Source organism: Campylobacter sp. RM9331, assembly GCF_020137685.1.
Lineage (GTDB): Bacteria > Campylobacterota > Campylobacteria > Campylobacterales > Campylobacteraceae > Campylobacter_E.
In genome coordinates, this window is sequence record NZ_JACGBA010000017.1 from 33,609 (window position 1) to 49,749 (window position 16,141).

The window sequence follows — 16,141 nt, forward strand, 5'->3', positions numbered from 1 at the left end:
AAAATTGCCTAATTCTACTTTAAAAAACTTCCTAAGGGGTAAAAATTATTAATTAATATCAAAATTATTATAATTGGTGTTACAAATCTTAAAAAAATAAAATAAAACTTAGTTAAATTTTTGCCAAATATAGGTAAAAAGATTTTAAAGAATGAATATCTTTTCATTAAAAATCCAGCATAAATACTAGAAAACAACACTCCTAAAGGAAGCATTATATTACTTGTGAAAAAATCTAAAGCATCAAAAGTATTAAAGCTAAGCTTATTAGCCATTCCAAGAAGAGCTAAAATACCTATTATATAAACAAAAATTCCAATAATAATCAAAGCTTTTTTTCTACTCATTTTATTTTCAAGATAAAAAGTAAATGGCTCAATCATAGAAACAGCACTCGTAATTCCTGCAAAAAATAAAGCTATAAAAAAGCTAAATGATAAAATTTCGCCTAAAAAACCAAATTTTGAAAATAAAGTAGCAAGGCTAACAAATACAAGTCCTGCTCCACTCTCATTAGGATTTGCTCCGAATTTAAATACAAAAGTAAAAACAATAAGTCCCATCATAAGACCTATTAAAAGATTTATAAACACTACAAATAAACTTGATTTTAAAATATTAGTTTTTTCATCTAAACTAGCAGCATAAGTGCTAATACAACCTATCCCAAGACATAAAGTAAAAAGACTAAGTCCTAAAGCATCAAGCAAAGAATTAAGCCCTAATTTAGAAAAGTCAGGTTTAAATAAAAACTCACACGCATCTAAAAATCCATCTTGAGTAAAGCTAAAACCTAGCATTAATAAAAGTATTACAAATAATGCAGGCATTAAAATCACATTTAATTTCTCAATCCCATTAATTATCCCGCGACTAACTATATAAATAGTCATAAAAAAGCAAATGCTAAAGCAAATTATGCTAATAAATAAATTCTCGCCTATTGCATTATTAAAAAGCGTTCCTGCTTCATCTAAGGTATTAGGTAAAGAAAAACTTAAAAATATATAGTGAAATACTAAAGATAAAACCACTAAATAAAACGATAATACAAGTATTCCAGTAAGCATAAAAACCCCACCCATTTTGCATAATTTTGGCTTAAATCTAGCAAGGGTAAAATAACTTGTAGCTAAATCACTTTTAGTAATTTTTCCTAATGCAATTTCTGCTAAAAATAAAGATAAACCTAAGGTTAAACATAAGAATAAATAAAGTAAAACAAAGGCAGAACCACCATTAGTCCCAACCATTGTAGGAAATTTCCACGCATTTCCAAGTCCAACAGCACCACCCGCAAGAGCTAAAACAAAACCTACTTTAGAAAAAGTGCTCCTAGCTGAGCCAAAGTAAACTCCTCATAATAATCTCCTTTTTTAAAAAAATAAGCCAAAATAATAACCTAAAAGATAGCAAAATGCAAGGAAATTAAAAATTATTTGTATATTTTTAATAAAAATATTAATTTTAATGATATTTTAGGGTTAATTGCCTAAAACAATAAGATAAAATCTTTAAATAATTTCAAAACTAAGCAAAATAAAATAAGCCGTAAATGTCAATAAACCTACTAAAATCAATACAAATATGATAATTTTGAAAATATTCAAAACAAATTCCTTAGAATATAAATAATTTATTAAATTTTTAAATTGATAATGATTATAATACCCCCCCCCATTAACAAAAGTAAATAAATTAAAAATTTTTTGAAATATTTTTATATTGGAATTTAATTTAAAATAAGAACTTCAGGTTCTAAAAGTATGTTAAATTGCTTTAAAACCTCATCTTGTGCTAGATTTATCAAATACAATGCGTCTTCAAAACTAGCTTTATTAAAATTTATTAAGAAATTTGCGTGCATTTCGCTAATCTTTGCACCGCCTTTTACCTTGCCTTTAAGCCCTGCTTTATCAATCAATGCTCCTGCACTAAAGCCTTGTGGGTTTTTAAAAATACTACCAAAACTAGCACCTTTTGGCTGATTTTCTCGCATTTTGCTAAATTGCTCTACTAATTCAAGGCTAAAACCTTTGTTTAATCTAAGCCTAATAGCATAAATTGTGCCTTTTATATCACTATTTCTATAAGTAAAATTTGGATTAATCCATTCATTATCAACATTTACTTCTAAAATATAATTTTTTATTTCAAATTCTTTCATTCCTGCATTCATTTTAGTAATGCCGCCCATTTGTCCTGGTAGGTGTGATAAGAATTCTAAACCTGTTAGATTGTTTTTCTTACAATAATTAAATAATTTATATGAGCTAGTTCTAGCCCCTATTTCTAAATAATCATTATATTCTTTAATATATTCGTATTTTTTGCCTAAAATTGCAAGATTTTTAGGCTGATTGATTAGCAAATTACTAGCATTTCCAATGACTAAATAATCGTGTTTAATCATCTCATCAATTACTTTTACTTCACAATTTGCGCCGATTTTTACGCTTGAGTATTTTGAAAAATCAATTATCATAATCGCCTTGAATGCTTAGCAATTCAAAATAATCTTTTTGCAATTGTGCATTGGTTTTATTAAGCTCGTATATTTGATTTTTTAGCTTTTCTATCCTTGTATCTAGCATCATAGTTGTCTCTATTGATGATTTAGAAAACAATATCGCAAAAAGCCCAAAAAATAAAATAAATACATAAAGGGCAATTTCTAAAATGCCCTTTGTAAAAATCTTTAAATTAGACTTTTTATAATTATGATTGTCTAATAATTCTTGCATTAAAATCCTGCTTCAATTTCAAGCAATCTATTATATTTAGCTGTTCTTTCTCCCCTTGCAGGAGCACCTGTTTTAATATACTTGCAAACTAATGAAAAATCAGCTATGAAATTATCTTCGCTCTCCCCACTTCTATGGCTCATTATAGTATTATAGCCATTTGCGTGAGCTAGTTTAATAGCATCTATTGTTTGAGAGATTGAGCCGATTTGATTAGGCTTGATTAAAATCGCATTTGCCATACCTTCATCAATACCTTTTTGTAATAATTTAACATTAGTTACAAATAAATCATCTCCTACTAATTGTGTTCTTGAGCCGATTTTTTTAGTTAAATTAACCCAGCCTTCATAATCTTGCTCTGCAAGTGCATCTTCTATGCTTAAAATAGGATATTTTAATAATTTTTCATATTCATTAATCATCTCATCGCTGCTTAACTTTTTGCCCTCATAATCATATTTTCCATCACTATAAAGCTCACTTGCTGCAACATCTAATGCTAGATTGATTTTGCCACTAAAACCTGCTTTATTAATAGCTTCTAGTAATAATTCAATAGCTTCTTCATTGCTTCTTAAATTAGGTGCAAATCCACCTTCATCTCCTAATGCTGTGCTTAAGCCTTTTTTCTTTAAAATATCTTTTAAAGTATGATAAGTAATTGCACTTGAGAATAATTTTTCTTTAAAAGTATCAAAACCTGTTGGAAGCAACATAAACTCTTGAATATCTATATTATTATCAGCATGAGCTCCACCATTTAATACATTTAGCATAGGTGTAGGAAGTGCGTTAAACTCTCCACATAAATATCTATATAATGGTAAATTACTAGCATTTGCTCCTGCTTTTGCAACTGCCATTGAAATTCCTAAAACTGCATTAGCACCTAAGCTAGAATAATTACTCGTGCCATCAACTGCTAATAAATGCTCATCAATTTCTCTTTGATTAAATACGCATTTGCCTATTAGTCCAGCTGCAACATGCTTAGCATTATTTACTGCTTTACTTACACTTTTACCGAAGAAATAGCTCCCACCATCTCTTAATTCTAAAGCTTCATTAATCCCTGTGCTAGCACCACTTGGAACTATTGCTTCACCACTAATACCATTTTCTAAAACTACCTTAACCTTAACGCTAGGATTACCCCTACTATCTAGCACTTCAAGTGCATCAATCTTCGCTATTTTCACCAACTTCTCCTTCTAATGTAATATCATCGCCTATACTAGCTTTAATTTTTTCTGCAATTTCATTTGCTATTTCTTTGTTTTCTTTTAAGAAAATTTTAGCATTTTCTCTACCTTGACCTAGTTTATTACCACCATAGCTAAGCCAAGCACCACTTTTATCTACAATATCAAGCTTAATACCATAATCAATTAATTCGCCTTCGTAGCTAATGCCTTCTCCATACATAATATCAAATTCTGCTGTTTTAAATGGAGGTGCAACTTTATTTTTAACTATTTTTGCTTTTGTTCTATTTCCAATAGGCTCTTCGCCTTGTTTTAATGTAGCAGTTTTTCTAATATCAATTCTTACACTTGCATAGAACTTAAGTGCATTTCCACCCGTTGTTGTCTCTGGGCTTCCATAACCTGTTTGACCTATTTTCATACGAATTTGATTTATGAAAATTACCATTGAGTTCATCTTGCTAACTACTGAAGTAAGTTTTCTTAAAGCTTGGCTCATAAGTCTTGCTTGAAGACCTACATGAGTATCTCCCATCTCTCCATCAATTTCAGCCTTAGGAGTAAGTGCAGCAACACTATCTACTACTATAAGCTCTACCGCTCCACTACTTGCTAAGCGTTCTACAATCTCTAATGCTTCTTCTCCGCAACTTGGTTGAGATACTAAAACATCATCAATATTTACGCCTAAATTCTTAGCATATACAGGGTCAAGTGCGTGTTCAGCGTCAATAAAAGCACAAGTATAACCCATCTTTTGAGCTTGAGCTACGATTTGAAGTGTTAGCGTTGTCTTACCACTACTTTCTGGCCCATAAATCTCTACTATTCTTCCTTTAGGAACTCCACCAATTCCAAGTGCAATATCTAGCCCAAGTGAGCCTGTAGAAATTGGCTCAGCCTTTACAATAGGCTTATCTCCAAATCTAACAATAGCACCTTCTCCACAAGCTTTATTAATGCCTTTTAATGCAGCTTCAAGGGCTTTTGCCTTATCTTCAATTACTGCTGTTTCTTTTGCTTTTGCCATACCTTTCCTTTTTTTAATTTCTTAATTTGATTTTTAACCTAAGATTATAAATAAATAAGAATATTGCAATAAACATAGCTATTAAAAATGCGTCTCTTGGATGATGAAGATTGAAAATATGTTCTAATAATTCATCTATTAATGGACTAGAAAATTGTCCGCTAAATGTCGCAATACTAGCTAATGCCATATTTGTAGCTAGGTTTTGTTTTTTACTTCTAGTGCTAATTTGTGAAAACAAAAATGGTAAGCTAAAGCCAACTGCAAGACCATTTAAAATAGCTGCAATTATTCCTATTATTAGCATTAAATTAATTCCTGCGATTTCTATATGTTCGCTAAATCTTATAGCAAAAAGTAAAAAGGCTAAAATATAAATAAATGCTCCTAAGATTTTGATTTTTGTTCTAATTTTTTTGACAACTTTATGTAAATTCATAGAAGCAATTGCACCAAACAAGCCATTAAATCCCATAATTACACCAATAAAACTTGCGCTAATAATTTGCTCTTTTTGATAAATTATTGAAAAATTATTCGTAAAATTAAAAAACAAAACTTGGACTAAAAATAAATTAATATAAATTCCACTAAGATTTTTTATATTTCTTAAATCTATTTTCTTTTTCTTCTCCGCTATTTTTATATTAGGTAAAAAAATCATATTTAAAACAAATAAAACCAAAGCAAAAAGATATATTAAAAAGCTATATTGCCAAGAAATTGACGCTAAAAAGCCAGAAAAACTAACGGTAATAACTGCTCCTAATTGATTACACATTGCACTAAGTCCCATTAGTTTTCCTTGCTCTTCTTTTTTAAATAAAAAGCCAAGTAAAGAAACACTTAATGGCATTAAAAAGCCAGTGCCTAAGCCTAAAATCGCTCTAAACACCAAAACCTGAATTATGTCATCTAAGAAAAACGGAGCAACCCCGCCAACTATAAACAATATAAAACCTATAAAAGCAAGTTGCTTAACGCTTAAATAATTTGCTAATTTTGCAAAAATTAAGCTTGAAAAGATAATAAAAAGTGAAGGTAAAGTAATAATTAATTTAATAAGTAATTCACTATCATTTGAAAAATGCTTAGCAATAAGTCCTAAAGCAGGTGCAACGGCAGCTCCACCTGTAACGGTTGCTAAGGAAATACTTAAAATTGAGATTTTTAGCATATTCATTGAAGTTTCCTTAAGATTTATATAAAAAAACTATAATGAAAAAAATCAAATTAAAGGCAAATAATGAGAATTACACTACTTAATTACACCCCACTAAATATCTGTTCTCACGCTATGAGAACTTGTTGGCAAAGCTTTGATAAAAGCGATAACGGAGGAGAAAAAGACTGCGAACTAATAAATCGTATCGGAAATATTTATAAGCACTCTAGCACGCTTGAACATTTAAATTATAATTTTTATATTCAAGGCATTTCAAGAGCTTGTTTGCAAGAATTAGCAAGACATCGCCACGCAAGTTTATCAGTAAAAAGCACTAGATATACTCTAAAAGAACTAAGAAATGAAAGTGAGTTTAAGGAATTTGATTTTGCTAATGCACAAAAATATATTGTGCTAACTGGAAATCGCTTGGTTGATAATGCTAGTATTTGTGCTTTAGAAAAACTAAGAATTATTTTAAATACCGAAGGAATGACACAAGATATTGCAAAATATGCCTTGCCAGAATGTTATAAAACCGAGCTTACTTGGAGTATAAATGCAAGAGCTTTACAAAATTTCTTAACTCTTAGAACTAGTAAAGCTGCACTTAAAGAGATTAGAGAGCTAGCTTACAATATCTATGAAGCTTTACCTAAAGAGCATAAATTCATTTTTAAAGGTTGTTTAAATGAAGCAAATTAGCCTAGCTCATAGCCCTGATGCTGATGATATTTTTATGTATGCGGCAATTCGCTATGGTTGGATAAGTTCGGAGTTTAATTATACTAGCGTTGCTGATGATATAGAAACGCTAAATAAAGCAAGTTTAAATAATATTTATGATGTTTGTGCAATTTCTTTTGCTGTGTATCCTAAAATTCAAAGCGAATACGCCTTGCTAAGATGTGCTACTAGTTTTGGCAATGGCTATGGTCCAAAACTCATCACTCTAAAAGATAAGATTTTAAAACCTAATTTTAAAGTGGCTTTAAGTGGGGAAAATACCACAAATGCTTTAATTTTTAAACTAGCATATCCTAATGCAAGAATTACTTATATGAACTTTTTAGATATAGAAAAAGCTGTTTTAGATGGTAGTGTAGATGCTGGGGTGTTAATACATGAGAGTATTCTTAATTTTAGTGATAAATTAAGAGTTGAGCGTGAGATTTGGGATATTTGGGCGGAGTTTTGCAAGGCTGAATGTGGCGAAGTGCTTACCTTACCACTTGGTGGAATGGCAATACGCCGTTCTTTAATGCTAAGCGATGCAATTAAAATTGAAAATGAGCTAACTCGTGCAGTAAAAGTCGCTACTCAAAATAAAGCTTTATTAAGTCGTATATTGCTTGGCAAAAACGAAGTGAGAGTAAATGAAGATGAGCTTAATAAATATCTAAGTCTTTATGCAAACGATGATAGTATTAGCTTAAAAGATGAGCAAATAAAATCACTTGAAGTATTGTTTAAATTAGGTGAGCGAGTTGGATTTAGTCCTTGTGATGTAAGGCTTAATCTAATTCCAAGCGAATACGAAAGCTTAAGAAATTCATGAAAAATCTTTTAATAATAGTAGATTTTCAAAATGATTTTGTAACAGGCTCTTTAGGGTTTTTAAAGGCACAGAATTTAGAAAATATCATCTTAGAAAAATATGAAAAATATCTTAAAAACAATGATGAGATAATCTTTACTATTGATACACATAATGATGATTATTTAGACACTATAGAAGGGCAAAATCTACCTATTAAACATTGTATTAAAGGCACAAATGGGATAGAAATTTATGGGAAATTAAATGAGTTTTCTAAAAACCATTTATGCTTTTATAAAAATACTTTTGGCTCAATTGAACTTGGAAATTATCTAAGCAATAAAAATTATAAAAATATTGAAATTGTTGGACTTGTAAGCAATATTTGCGTCTTATCAAATGCAGTAATTGCAAAATCTGCACTTCCTAATGCAAATATTTTTATAGATAAAAACGCAACCGCTAGTTATGATGAAGACTTGCACCAAAAGGCTTTAGATATTTTAAAAAGTCTTCATATAAATATTATTTAAAAAATACTTAATTCAAATTCTAAAATTGAATTTGAATTAAATAATATTAATTTATGCTAATTTATCTAGTGTTTTATTCTTTAGCAAATCTTTTACTATATCAGCACTATCGTGAGTAAAATCACCTAAAAACTCATCACTTTTTGCCATTTTCTCATCTATATAAGTCTTATCAACATTTAAAAAATTAGCGTAATGCTCGTTAGCTTTATCATTAGCTTTGTTAAATTGCTCTAAAAGTTGAGGATTTTGCAATGAATTTGGGTCAATGTTTAAGATTTCAAGTTTATCTAAATCAGCCTTGCTAAGTGCTTTTACTCCGTTTGTATTAATTGTGTTTTTAATCCTTGTTAGACTTGATAGTGCGTTTGCGATTTCTTGCTTTTTCTTTGCTTCTTCATCATCAACATTAGTACTTTTTATTTCATTTGATGCTAGATTTACATTTTGAGTGCTTGTATTTTGTGTGTTTAGGTTTTGTGGATTTTTATTAGCTGCAAATTCTTCGCTCTCACCTAAAGTTATCGTATCATCAAAATCACTATTTGATAATATTGTTTGATTTAATGCTTCATCAATATTTTTAGGCACAGAATCTAAAATCGTAGTATTATCAGCTAAAAAACGCTCAATTTTTTGATAGCTTTGATAATTTTGCGGATTTGTTCCATCTAAACTAAACTTAGCTACTACATTAAGCTCTAATAATTCATCTTTATTTAAAAAATCATTATTGTTTTTATTAGCAGCTACATATCCCCTAGCATAAGCAATGTCACTAAACCAACCACTTATATATTTTTCTGCATTACCATTTAAAATAATACTGCCATCTTCACGCTTATAAAAGTCTTTGCTATCAAAATGGCTTTTTAATTTATCTAAACTCTCATCACTAATACTTGCAGAACTTATGCCATTTTTACTTTCAAAATAGATTTTATTGCCACTATTATTGCCTGTTTTTATATCATCAATTTTATTATTTTTGATATTTTCATCAATTTGTTTTAATTCGCTTTCACTCTTTACTCCACCAAAACTCTCGCCCATTTTATGATAAGTATTATTATAAATATTAGATAAATTAACTTGCATTAAATCTCCTTTTTAAATAATTAATTTTCGTTTAATTTTATTTAATGATACTTAAAAATTTTTGAAAATTATTACAATAATTACTTATATATTTATATTAAATTTCATTCTTTAAACAAAATGAAAATTCTTTAGCAAAAAAGTTTATATTGATATTTCCTTTTTCACAAGGAGTGATTATTTTGCAATTTTGATAACAAGGCAAAATCCCATAAAATTCTAATACTTTAAAATTATCATTACGAACACTAATTTCATTAATGCCTTGTGATTTTAGCTCTTTTGCTAATTCTTTATTTAAATGATAATTTTTAGCAAAATGCTCGTTTTCATCAACAAATCTATATAAAAATGGATTAAATATCACAAATAAAAAGCTAATCACTAAAGAAATTAATACAAAAAATAATATCACATTATGTTTTGCTCTAAATTGTGGTAAATGCACTTTAAAAGAAGTTAAAAAATTAGCAATTATTAAAGGTATAGCAGGTAGTAAAAATGGTAAAAACTCGGCAATTTCTGGCTTTTGTCTAAATGATAATAATAAGCATATTATAAAAGCACTCGCACTTATACAATATAGCAAGTCCTTTTTACCCTTAAAACTAATATAATAAATCGTATAGAAAAAATACAAAAATAAAGGCGGAGAAAACACAGCCGACATAATAGCAAGTGAGTCTAAAAAATACCCCCTAGGTCTGCCTGAAAAATCATATCCATACATTATAAAAGTAGCAAACATTAGTAAAATTGATAAAATTAATAACTTTGATAATCTATTAAAATAAGCATAAAAAATACAAGCAATATATAATGAAATCATAGCTTTATCAATATAAATACAAGCAATCAATACCCCATAAAATATATAAAATTGCCTTTTTATAGCAAGATATACAAGAAGTAATGAAGTAAATATAATAATTCCTGCAGGATTAATTAGTAATGCTGAAGCAAGGCTTCCTGGAGTAAGATTAAAGATAATATTAGATATATAGGCGTTATTTTTAAGGTATTTAATTGATATTTTATATAGCAAAATATTGCTTAAAATATGCAAGATTATATAAGCAAATCTTATATTTTCATTGCCAAAAACACTTAAGGCAAAATTAGCAAAAAGCCCATTAAAACTATTTGAGCTAAGCTCGTTTAATTCATAAGGGCTAATACTTAAAAAGCTGTTTTGCCACAATAAAACGCATAAATCAATTAATAAAATAACGCCTAATTTATAATTCATCTAATTCCTATTTTAAATTCTCAAGCTCAAGCATTAAATTAAGCCACAATTTAACACCATTTTCTAAGGCATTTTTATTTAAACTCATTTCGGGATGATGAAGTCCAGGAGCACAATCAACTCCTAAGCCCATAAATGCTGATGGAATGCCTAGTTTAATAGGATAGAAGAAAAAGTCTTCCCCACCAGGTGTAAATTGCTCTTTGATTAAATTCTCTTCTCCTAAAGTATTGCTTATAACTTTTTCGCAAATCTTAGCTAAATCTTTGTTAATTACAGCTGCGGGAATATTAATTAAGTATTCAAAACTCACCTTAGCATCATAAGCATTTGCTATATTTGTTATGATTTTTTCAAGTTTTTCTTTCATCTCTTGCATACTATCATTATATTGAGCTCTTAAATCAAATACCAAAATAGCTTCACTAGGAATTGAATTAGTAACCCCACTATCACATATAAATCTAGTTGCTTTTATACTACTTGGTTTATTTGGGTCTATATAAATTTTTCTCGCAGCATCAATAATGCTAACACCTACATCAATTGCGTTAATTCCTAAATGTGGTCTTGCTCCGTGAGCTGCTTTGCCTTTAATAGTAATTTTTATAGCTGAACTTGCTGCATAATACATTGAAGCTATTGCTTTAGGACTTGGGCATTCTTGAATTGGGCGAATATGCATTCCAAAAATAGAACTTAAACCTTCACAAGCTCCTAATTCTATCATTTTTAAAGCCCCACTGCCTAATTCTTCAGCAGGTTGGAATATAAATCTTATTTTGTTATTTTTAATGATATTTTGCTCTTTTGCCATTAAAGCTGCACTAAGTAGCATAGACATATGTGCATCATGCCCGCAAGTATGCCTTGCACAAGCTTTATCATCAATTATATGACCTAAAGCATCAATATCAGCCCTAAGTCCAATTACCTTGCTACCACTTCCTAACTCCGTATAAAAACCTGTATCTCCTAGATTAGTTATACTAAAACCTGCATTTTTAAGAGTAGTTTTTAAATACTCACTCGTTTTAAATTCTTTAAATCCAAGCTCTGGAATTTCGTGTAAATACTCATAATGTTTGATAACTTCCATATTAACTCCTTTAAAAAATATAAATACTAATAACTATTTCTTATTGTTTTCTTAAAAAATATTGTAGAATAAAAACTTTATTTTATTTAAAAGGAGTAGTATGCAAAAAGCTACAGAATTTGAAGTAGGAAAAGTAAAACCTAGTGCTTATCTTGCTTTAATATTTTTAATCTTATTTTTTTCAGGACTTTTAGCAGGACATGATATGCTAAAGGCTTTTGATTTTTCTACTTTAACAGGTGGTTTTGGTAAAATCCCAAAAATCCTAGATGAAGCTAATATAAAAGCTACAACTTTCATAGGAGATGGTGGAAGTGGTGCTAGGGCTGGATTTTTATTTGCATTTAGCTTAATTCCTGCTGTAATGCTTGCACTTGGAGTAATTGAAGTAATGGAGCATTATGGAGCTATTAAGGCTGCTCAAAAATTATTAAATCCTATTTTAAAACCTATTTTAGGAGTTCCTGGATTATGTGGGCTTATATTAATTACTGATTTACAAAGCACAGATGCAGGTGCTGCTATGAGTAAAGAAGCAAGAGATAAAAATTATATAAACGATAAAGATTTAGTAGTAATTTGCGCTTGGCAATATAGTGGGGCTGGTATGATTAATAACTTTTTTGCAATAGGTTCAGCATTATTAGGACATTTAGTATGCTTACCAATAATTCCACTTATATTAATGCTAATTATGAAATTCGTAGGAGCTATTTTTGTAAGAATAGTTTTAAATACATTTTATAAAAAGGATTTTGAATGAATAATGAGAGCAAAAACCCATTAGATATTTTTATAGTAGGTGCTAAAAAAGGTTTTAATATCGCTTTATACAATCTAATTCCTAATGTTTTAATGGCTTATGTAATAGCTGAAATGTTAAAAATCTTAGGAGTTATGAAATTCTTAGGAGATTATTGTGGCGTTATTATGAATATTTTTGGCTTACCAGGAGAAGCAATTACTATACTTTTATCAGCGTGGCTTAGCACTTCAGCTGGAGTTGGAATTGCTGTTAATTTATATGCAAATGGGATTATTGATAATATTGGCGTTAGCATAGTTTTACCTGCTATATTTTTAATGGGAGCTCAACTTCAGTATTTAGGAAGATTATTAGCTGTTGCAGGAGTTGCTAAAAAATACTGGATACTACTAATAATAACAAGTATTTTAAATGCTTTTATTTGTATGTTTATGATGAAAATTGTTGTTAGTTTGTAAAAGAGTTCAGGATTGCTCCTGAACTTAAGAATTATTTTAAAGTTACGATATAAGCAGCTAATGCTTTCATATCATCTTCGCTAAGATTTTTAACTTGTAATTCCATAGTTTTCTTAGCTTTTCCACCAAATGTTCCAGCTTTATAACCTTGTAAAGCTTCTAAAATTGTTTTTTCATCTAAAGTATTGATGATAATTTCTGCACCTGGAGCTTTTTTCTCAGCTGCTTTACCATGACAGGCAATACATTTTTTAAATAATGTAGCTCCATCATTAGCCATTGCTGCAGTGCTTAATAAAGATAATGCTGCTAAACTTAATAATACTTTTTTCATTTTGTCTCCTTTTTTAAAAAATGAGTGAAATTGTATTCCTTTTTGATAAACAAACCAAAATTAATTTAATATTTAGAATTTATTTAAATTAATAATTATTTTCATATTATTTTTCTTACTTATTTTTTGTAATATTTTAAATATTTTTTAATTAGGATAACTTATGCAAGATTTACCTTTGGTGTATGTTTTAGAAGATGATTTAAGCATTAATAACTTAATAAAATATGCTTTAGAAAGCAGTGGTTTTAAAGTCATTAGTTTAATTAATGCAAAAGAGCTTTTTAGCGAATTAAACAATCAAATTCCACATATTTTAGTGCTTGATATTATGCTACCTTGCGAAGATGGTTTTAGTATCCTAAAAAAAATAAAATCTAATGAAAAAACAAAAGCTATTGAAGTAATTTTACTAAGTGCGTTAAATCAAGAAAACGATAAAGTAAAAGGTCTTGATTTAGGAGCAAGTGATTATATTACTAAGCCTTTTTCTATTTTAGAATTCCTAGCAAGAATTAGAAATATTTTAAGAAGAATTGATTGTAATAATGAAATCATTTTTAAAGATTTAAAAATTAACCTAAAAACTAGAATAGTAAGCATTAATGAAGAAGAAATAAACCTTACTTTAAAAGAATTTGAATTACTTACAAAACTCATTAAAAACCAAAACATTTGCCTTAAAAAAGAAGATTTATTAAAAGAGATTTGGGGAGCAAATATTTCAAGTAGGACTTTAGATATACACATAAATACTTTAAGAAATAAATTAAAAGATTATGCAAAATACATAATAACAATTCGTGGAGTAGGATATAAAATAGCTTATGAGAACTAGGATATTTTTTGCTATATTTTTTGTTTCATTTTTTGTTTTGATACTATTACAAGCAGCGATTTTTAGCGTTTTTGATAATATTTATTTTATAAATCTTGATTTTAAAATAGAAATTTTTAAAACAATATTTTTAGTATTTTTACTAATAACATTACTTAGCTTAACTCTTGCATATTTTATAAGCAAAAGCATAGTAAAACCATTATACGAACTTGACATAAACGAGCTTGATAAATCATTTCAATACAATGAATTAAAGACTTTTTTATCTCAAGTAAAAGAACATAATAAACAATTTAAAAAGATAAGAGCTGAGTTTAGTGCAAATGTTACTCACGAGTTAAAAACTCCACTTACTTCAATAATGTTAAGCTCTGAAATGCTTAAAAATAATCTAGTAAAAAAAGAAGATGAAAAGCAATTCATAGATACAATTTACAATCAATCAAGTGCTTTACTTGAGATGATTGATGAGATTATTAAATTATCATTTTTAGATGAAGTTAATAATTTTGAGATGACAAATGTAAATATAAGCAATGTTTTAAGTCAAATTATTAAAGAATTAGATTTTAAAATCCGTGAAAAAAATATAAAAATACTTATGAATATAGATGAGTTTATATTTTTTTCCAATGAAAAACTAATAAAAACTATGCTTTATAATATAATTGATAATGCGATTAAATATAATATAGATAATGGCAAAATAATTATTAGTTTGAATATAAACAAAAAACACATAGTTTTATCTATAAAAGACACTGGTATAGGCATTAGCAAGGATATTCAAAATAGAATATATGAGAGATTTTTTAGACAAGACATAAGCAGAAACAAACAAATAAAAGGCACAGGTTTAGGACTTTCAATAGTAAAAAAGATAGCTAGAATACATAAAATTAAAATAATGTTAAATTCCGAGCTAAATAAAGGGAGTGAATTTTTACTACTATTTAAAAATACAAAACACAAAGATTAAGTTTTAATTAATTCTTAATATCTATAATCTTTCATTTAAGCAATTACTTTTAAAGGAAAATCTATGAAATTAACTAACAAAATACCACTATTAGTAAGCATTCCATTAGTTATTTGTTTTATTCTATTAGGGTTGCTAAATTATAACAGTTCTAAAAATGACGCTGTAAATTATTCTAATTTAGGTAAACAAAAAACACTTGAAGCTACAATGCTCTATGTAGATTCATATTTCTCTGGTAAGATGAATTTTTTAACAAAATTTGCTAAAGCTATTGAAGAAGTTAATATTGATACAGATGAAGATATGATTTTAAGAAGACTAAATTTATTATATTCTCCATCAGGACTTAATGCTTTATATTTTGCTAAGGTTAAAGATGGCAAAACATTCTATAAGGGTAATGAAGAAGCAGCACATATAATTAAGGATTTTGATGCTAGGGAACGTAATTGGTTTAAAGAAGCTTTAGTTGATAAAGTTGTAAATTTAAGTGACGATATTTATTATGATGATAGATTAAAGACAGTTATAGCGACAATTTATGCTCCGGTTATGCAAAATGGAAAAATTATTGGAGTAATTGGCGGAGACTTAACTCTAAAACCATTAAAAGATAGTGTATTAAAACTAAAATACTCAGCTACAAATGCGATATTTGCATTTGATACACACAATCAATTTACTTTACATATAAATCCAAAGTATGAATTAAAACAAAATCCTGTTATAGACACAATTAAACAAGAATTGTCTAAAGCACAAGATTATAACGGGTTTAAAACTATTGAATACAATTTTGAAAACCATGATAAAAATGCAGTTTGTACAACTTATGATAAATTAAATTGGACAATTTGTAGCACTAATGAAAACAAAGATTTTGATGAAAATTTAAATAATTTATTAAAACAAAACCTAACAATGTTTATCATCTCATTGCTAATAATTTCAGCTATTTTATATTTATTAATCAAGCAATCTTTACGCCCACTTGAAATCATTCAAAAAGGTCTAAGAGAAGTATTCGCACTAATAAATCACGAAAGAAAAACAGCAAGTAAGATTGATTTAAATTCTAAAGATGAATTCGGAGC

Annotated in this window: 17 protein-coding genes and 1 pseudogene; 8 read left to right on the forward strand and 10 right to left on the reverse strand. The window is 28.3% G+C overall.

Annotation, left to right across the window (positions count from 1 at the left end):
* Window positions 1–14 precede the first annotated feature (14 nt).
* The 6 genes and pseudogenes from AVBRAN9331_RS07270 to AVBRAN9331_RS07295 form a co-directional block, all read right to left on the reverse strand.
* Window positions 15–1,337, reverse strand: a pseudogene (locus AVBRAN9331_RS07270) (sodium-dependent transporter); the annotation flags it as partial.
* Window positions 1,338–1,732: 395 nt separating this feature from the next.
* The gene (locus AVBRAN9331_RS07275) at window positions 1,733–2,485 is read right to left on the reverse strand and encodes a UDP-N-acetylmuramate dehydrogenase (protein ID WP_336609600.1); all 753 of its coding nucleotides are present in this window, start codon (window positions 2,483–2,485) and stop codon (window positions 1,733–1,735) included.
* Complete coding sequence (locus AVBRAN9331_RS07280) at window positions 2,475–2,744, reverse strand: hypothetical protein (protein WP_214120447.1); 270 nt, start codon at window positions 2,742–2,744, stop codon at window positions 2,475–2,477. The genes AVBRAN9331_RS07275 and AVBRAN9331_RS07280 overlap by 11 nt, the downstream gene beginning before the upstream one ends.
* Window positions 2,744–3,949 (reverse strand): phosphopyruvate hydratase, encoded by a 1,206-nt coding sequence (eno, locus tag AVBRAN9331_RS07285; protein WP_214118607.1) that lies wholly within the window; start codon window positions 3,947–3,949, stop codon window positions 2,744–2,746. The genes AVBRAN9331_RS07280 and eno overlap by 1 nt, the downstream gene beginning before the upstream one ends.
* Complete coding sequence (recA, locus tag AVBRAN9331_RS07290; RefSeq protein ID WP_214118609.1) at window positions 3,927–4,982, reverse strand: recombinase RecA; 1,056 nt, start codon at window positions 4,980–4,982, stop codon at window positions 3,927–3,929. Before recA ends, eno begins: the two co-directional genes overlap by 23 nt.
* 13 nt (window positions 4,983–4,995) lie before the next feature.
* Window positions 4,996–6,165 carry an MFS transporter gene (locus AVBRAN9331_RS07295; protein WP_214118611.1) on the reverse strand — a complete coding sequence of 390 codons (1,170 nt, stop codon included), beginning with the start codon at window positions 6,163–6,165 and terminating at the stop codon, window positions 4,996–4,998.
* A gap of 63 nt (window positions 6,166–6,228) precedes the next feature.
* Between AVBRAN9331_RS07295 and thyX the strand changes: the two genes are divergently transcribed.
* The 3 genes from thyX to AVBRAN9331_RS07310 are packed head-to-tail and all read left to right on the forward strand — an operon-like array spanning window position 6,229 to window position 8,220.
* On the forward strand, window positions 6,229–6,852 hold the full coding sequence (gene thyX / locus AVBRAN9331_RS07300) for an FAD-dependent thymidylate synthase (protein WP_336612715.1): 624 nt from the start codon (window positions 6,229–6,231) through the stop codon (window positions 6,850–6,852).
* Window positions 6,839–7,705 carry a menaquinone biosynthesis family protein gene (locus AVBRAN9331_RS07305; RefSeq protein WP_336612716.1) on the forward strand — a complete coding sequence of 289 codons (867 nt, stop codon included), beginning with the start codon at window positions 6,839–6,841 and terminating at the stop codon, window positions 7,703–7,705. Before thyX ends, AVBRAN9331_RS07305 begins: the two co-directional genes overlap by 14 nt.
* Window positions 7,702–8,220: a cysteine hydrolase family protein gene (locus AVBRAN9331_RS07310; protein ID WP_214118617.1), complete on the forward strand. Its 519-nt coding sequence runs from the start codon at window positions 7,702–7,704 to the stop codon at window positions 8,218–8,220. Before AVBRAN9331_RS07305 ends, AVBRAN9331_RS07310 begins: the two co-directional genes overlap by 4 nt.
* A 51-nt stretch (window positions 8,221–8,271) precedes the next feature.
* Here the strand turns inward: AVBRAN9331_RS07310 and AVBRAN9331_RS07315 are convergent, their stop codons facing one another.
* The 3 genes from AVBRAN9331_RS07315 to AVBRAN9331_RS07325 form a co-directional block, all read right to left on the reverse strand.
* Complete coding sequence (locus AVBRAN9331_RS07315; protein ID WP_214150211.1) at window positions 8,272–9,318, reverse strand: hypothetical protein; 1,047 nt, start codon at window positions 9,316–9,318, stop codon at window positions 8,272–8,274.
* A gap of 97 nt (window positions 9,319–9,415) precedes the next feature.
* The gene (locus AVBRAN9331_RS07320) at window positions 9,416–10,567 is read right to left on the reverse strand and encodes a hypothetical protein (protein ID WP_214118621.1); all 1,152 of its coding nucleotides are present in this window, start codon (window positions 10,565–10,567) and stop codon (window positions 9,416–9,418) included.
* A 7-nt stretch (window positions 10,568–10,574) separates the two neighbouring features.
* Entirely contained in the window at window positions 10,575–11,666 is a 1,092-nt protein-coding gene (locus AVBRAN9331_RS07325; protein ID WP_336612717.1) for an amidohydrolase, read from the reverse strand.
* 100 nt (window positions 11,667–11,766) lie between these two features.
* Between AVBRAN9331_RS07325 and AVBRAN9331_RS07330 the strand changes: the two genes are divergently transcribed.
* Window positions 11,767–12,429 (forward strand): hypothetical protein, encoded by a 663-nt coding sequence (locus tag AVBRAN9331_RS07330; RefSeq protein ID WP_214120551.1) that lies wholly within the window; start codon window positions 11,767–11,769, stop codon window positions 12,427–12,429.
* Complete coding sequence (locus AVBRAN9331_RS07335; protein WP_239803032.1) at window positions 12,426–12,890, forward strand: YjiG family protein; 465 nt, start codon at window positions 12,426–12,428, stop codon at window positions 12,888–12,890. The genes AVBRAN9331_RS07330 and AVBRAN9331_RS07335 overlap by 4 nt, the downstream gene beginning before the upstream one ends.
* Window positions 12,891–12,921: 31 nt before the next feature.
* Here the strand turns inward: AVBRAN9331_RS07335 and AVBRAN9331_RS07340 are convergent, their stop codons facing one another.
* Window positions 12,922–13,224 (reverse strand): c-type cytochrome, encoded by a 303-nt coding sequence (locus AVBRAN9331_RS07340; RefSeq protein ID WP_214118628.1) that lies wholly within the window; start codon window positions 13,222–13,224, stop codon window positions 12,922–12,924.
* A 163-nt stretch (window positions 13,225–13,387) separates the two neighbouring features.
* On the opposite strand from AVBRAN9331_RS07340, the gene AVBRAN9331_RS07345 reads away from it, so the two are divergent.
* The 3 genes from AVBRAN9331_RS07345 to AVBRAN9331_RS07355 all read left to right on the forward strand — a co-directional run.
* Window positions 13,388–14,062 (forward strand): response regulator transcription factor, encoded by a 675-nt coding sequence (locus AVBRAN9331_RS07345; RefSeq protein ID WP_239803033.1) that lies wholly within the window; start codon window positions 13,388–13,390, stop codon window positions 14,060–14,062.
* Window positions 14,052–15,044 (forward strand): sensor histidine kinase, encoded by a 993-nt coding sequence (locus AVBRAN9331_RS07350; RefSeq protein ID WP_214120552.1) that lies wholly within the window; start codon window positions 14,052–14,054, stop codon window positions 15,042–15,044. Before AVBRAN9331_RS07345 ends, AVBRAN9331_RS07350 begins: the two co-directional genes overlap by 11 nt.
* A gap of 63 nt (window positions 15,045–15,107) precedes the next feature.
* Window positions 15,108–16,141, forward strand: a 1,034-nt coding sequence (locus AVBRAN9331_RS07355) for a cache domain-containing protein (RefSeq protein WP_336612718.1), incomplete at its 3' end; no start/stop codon positions are given.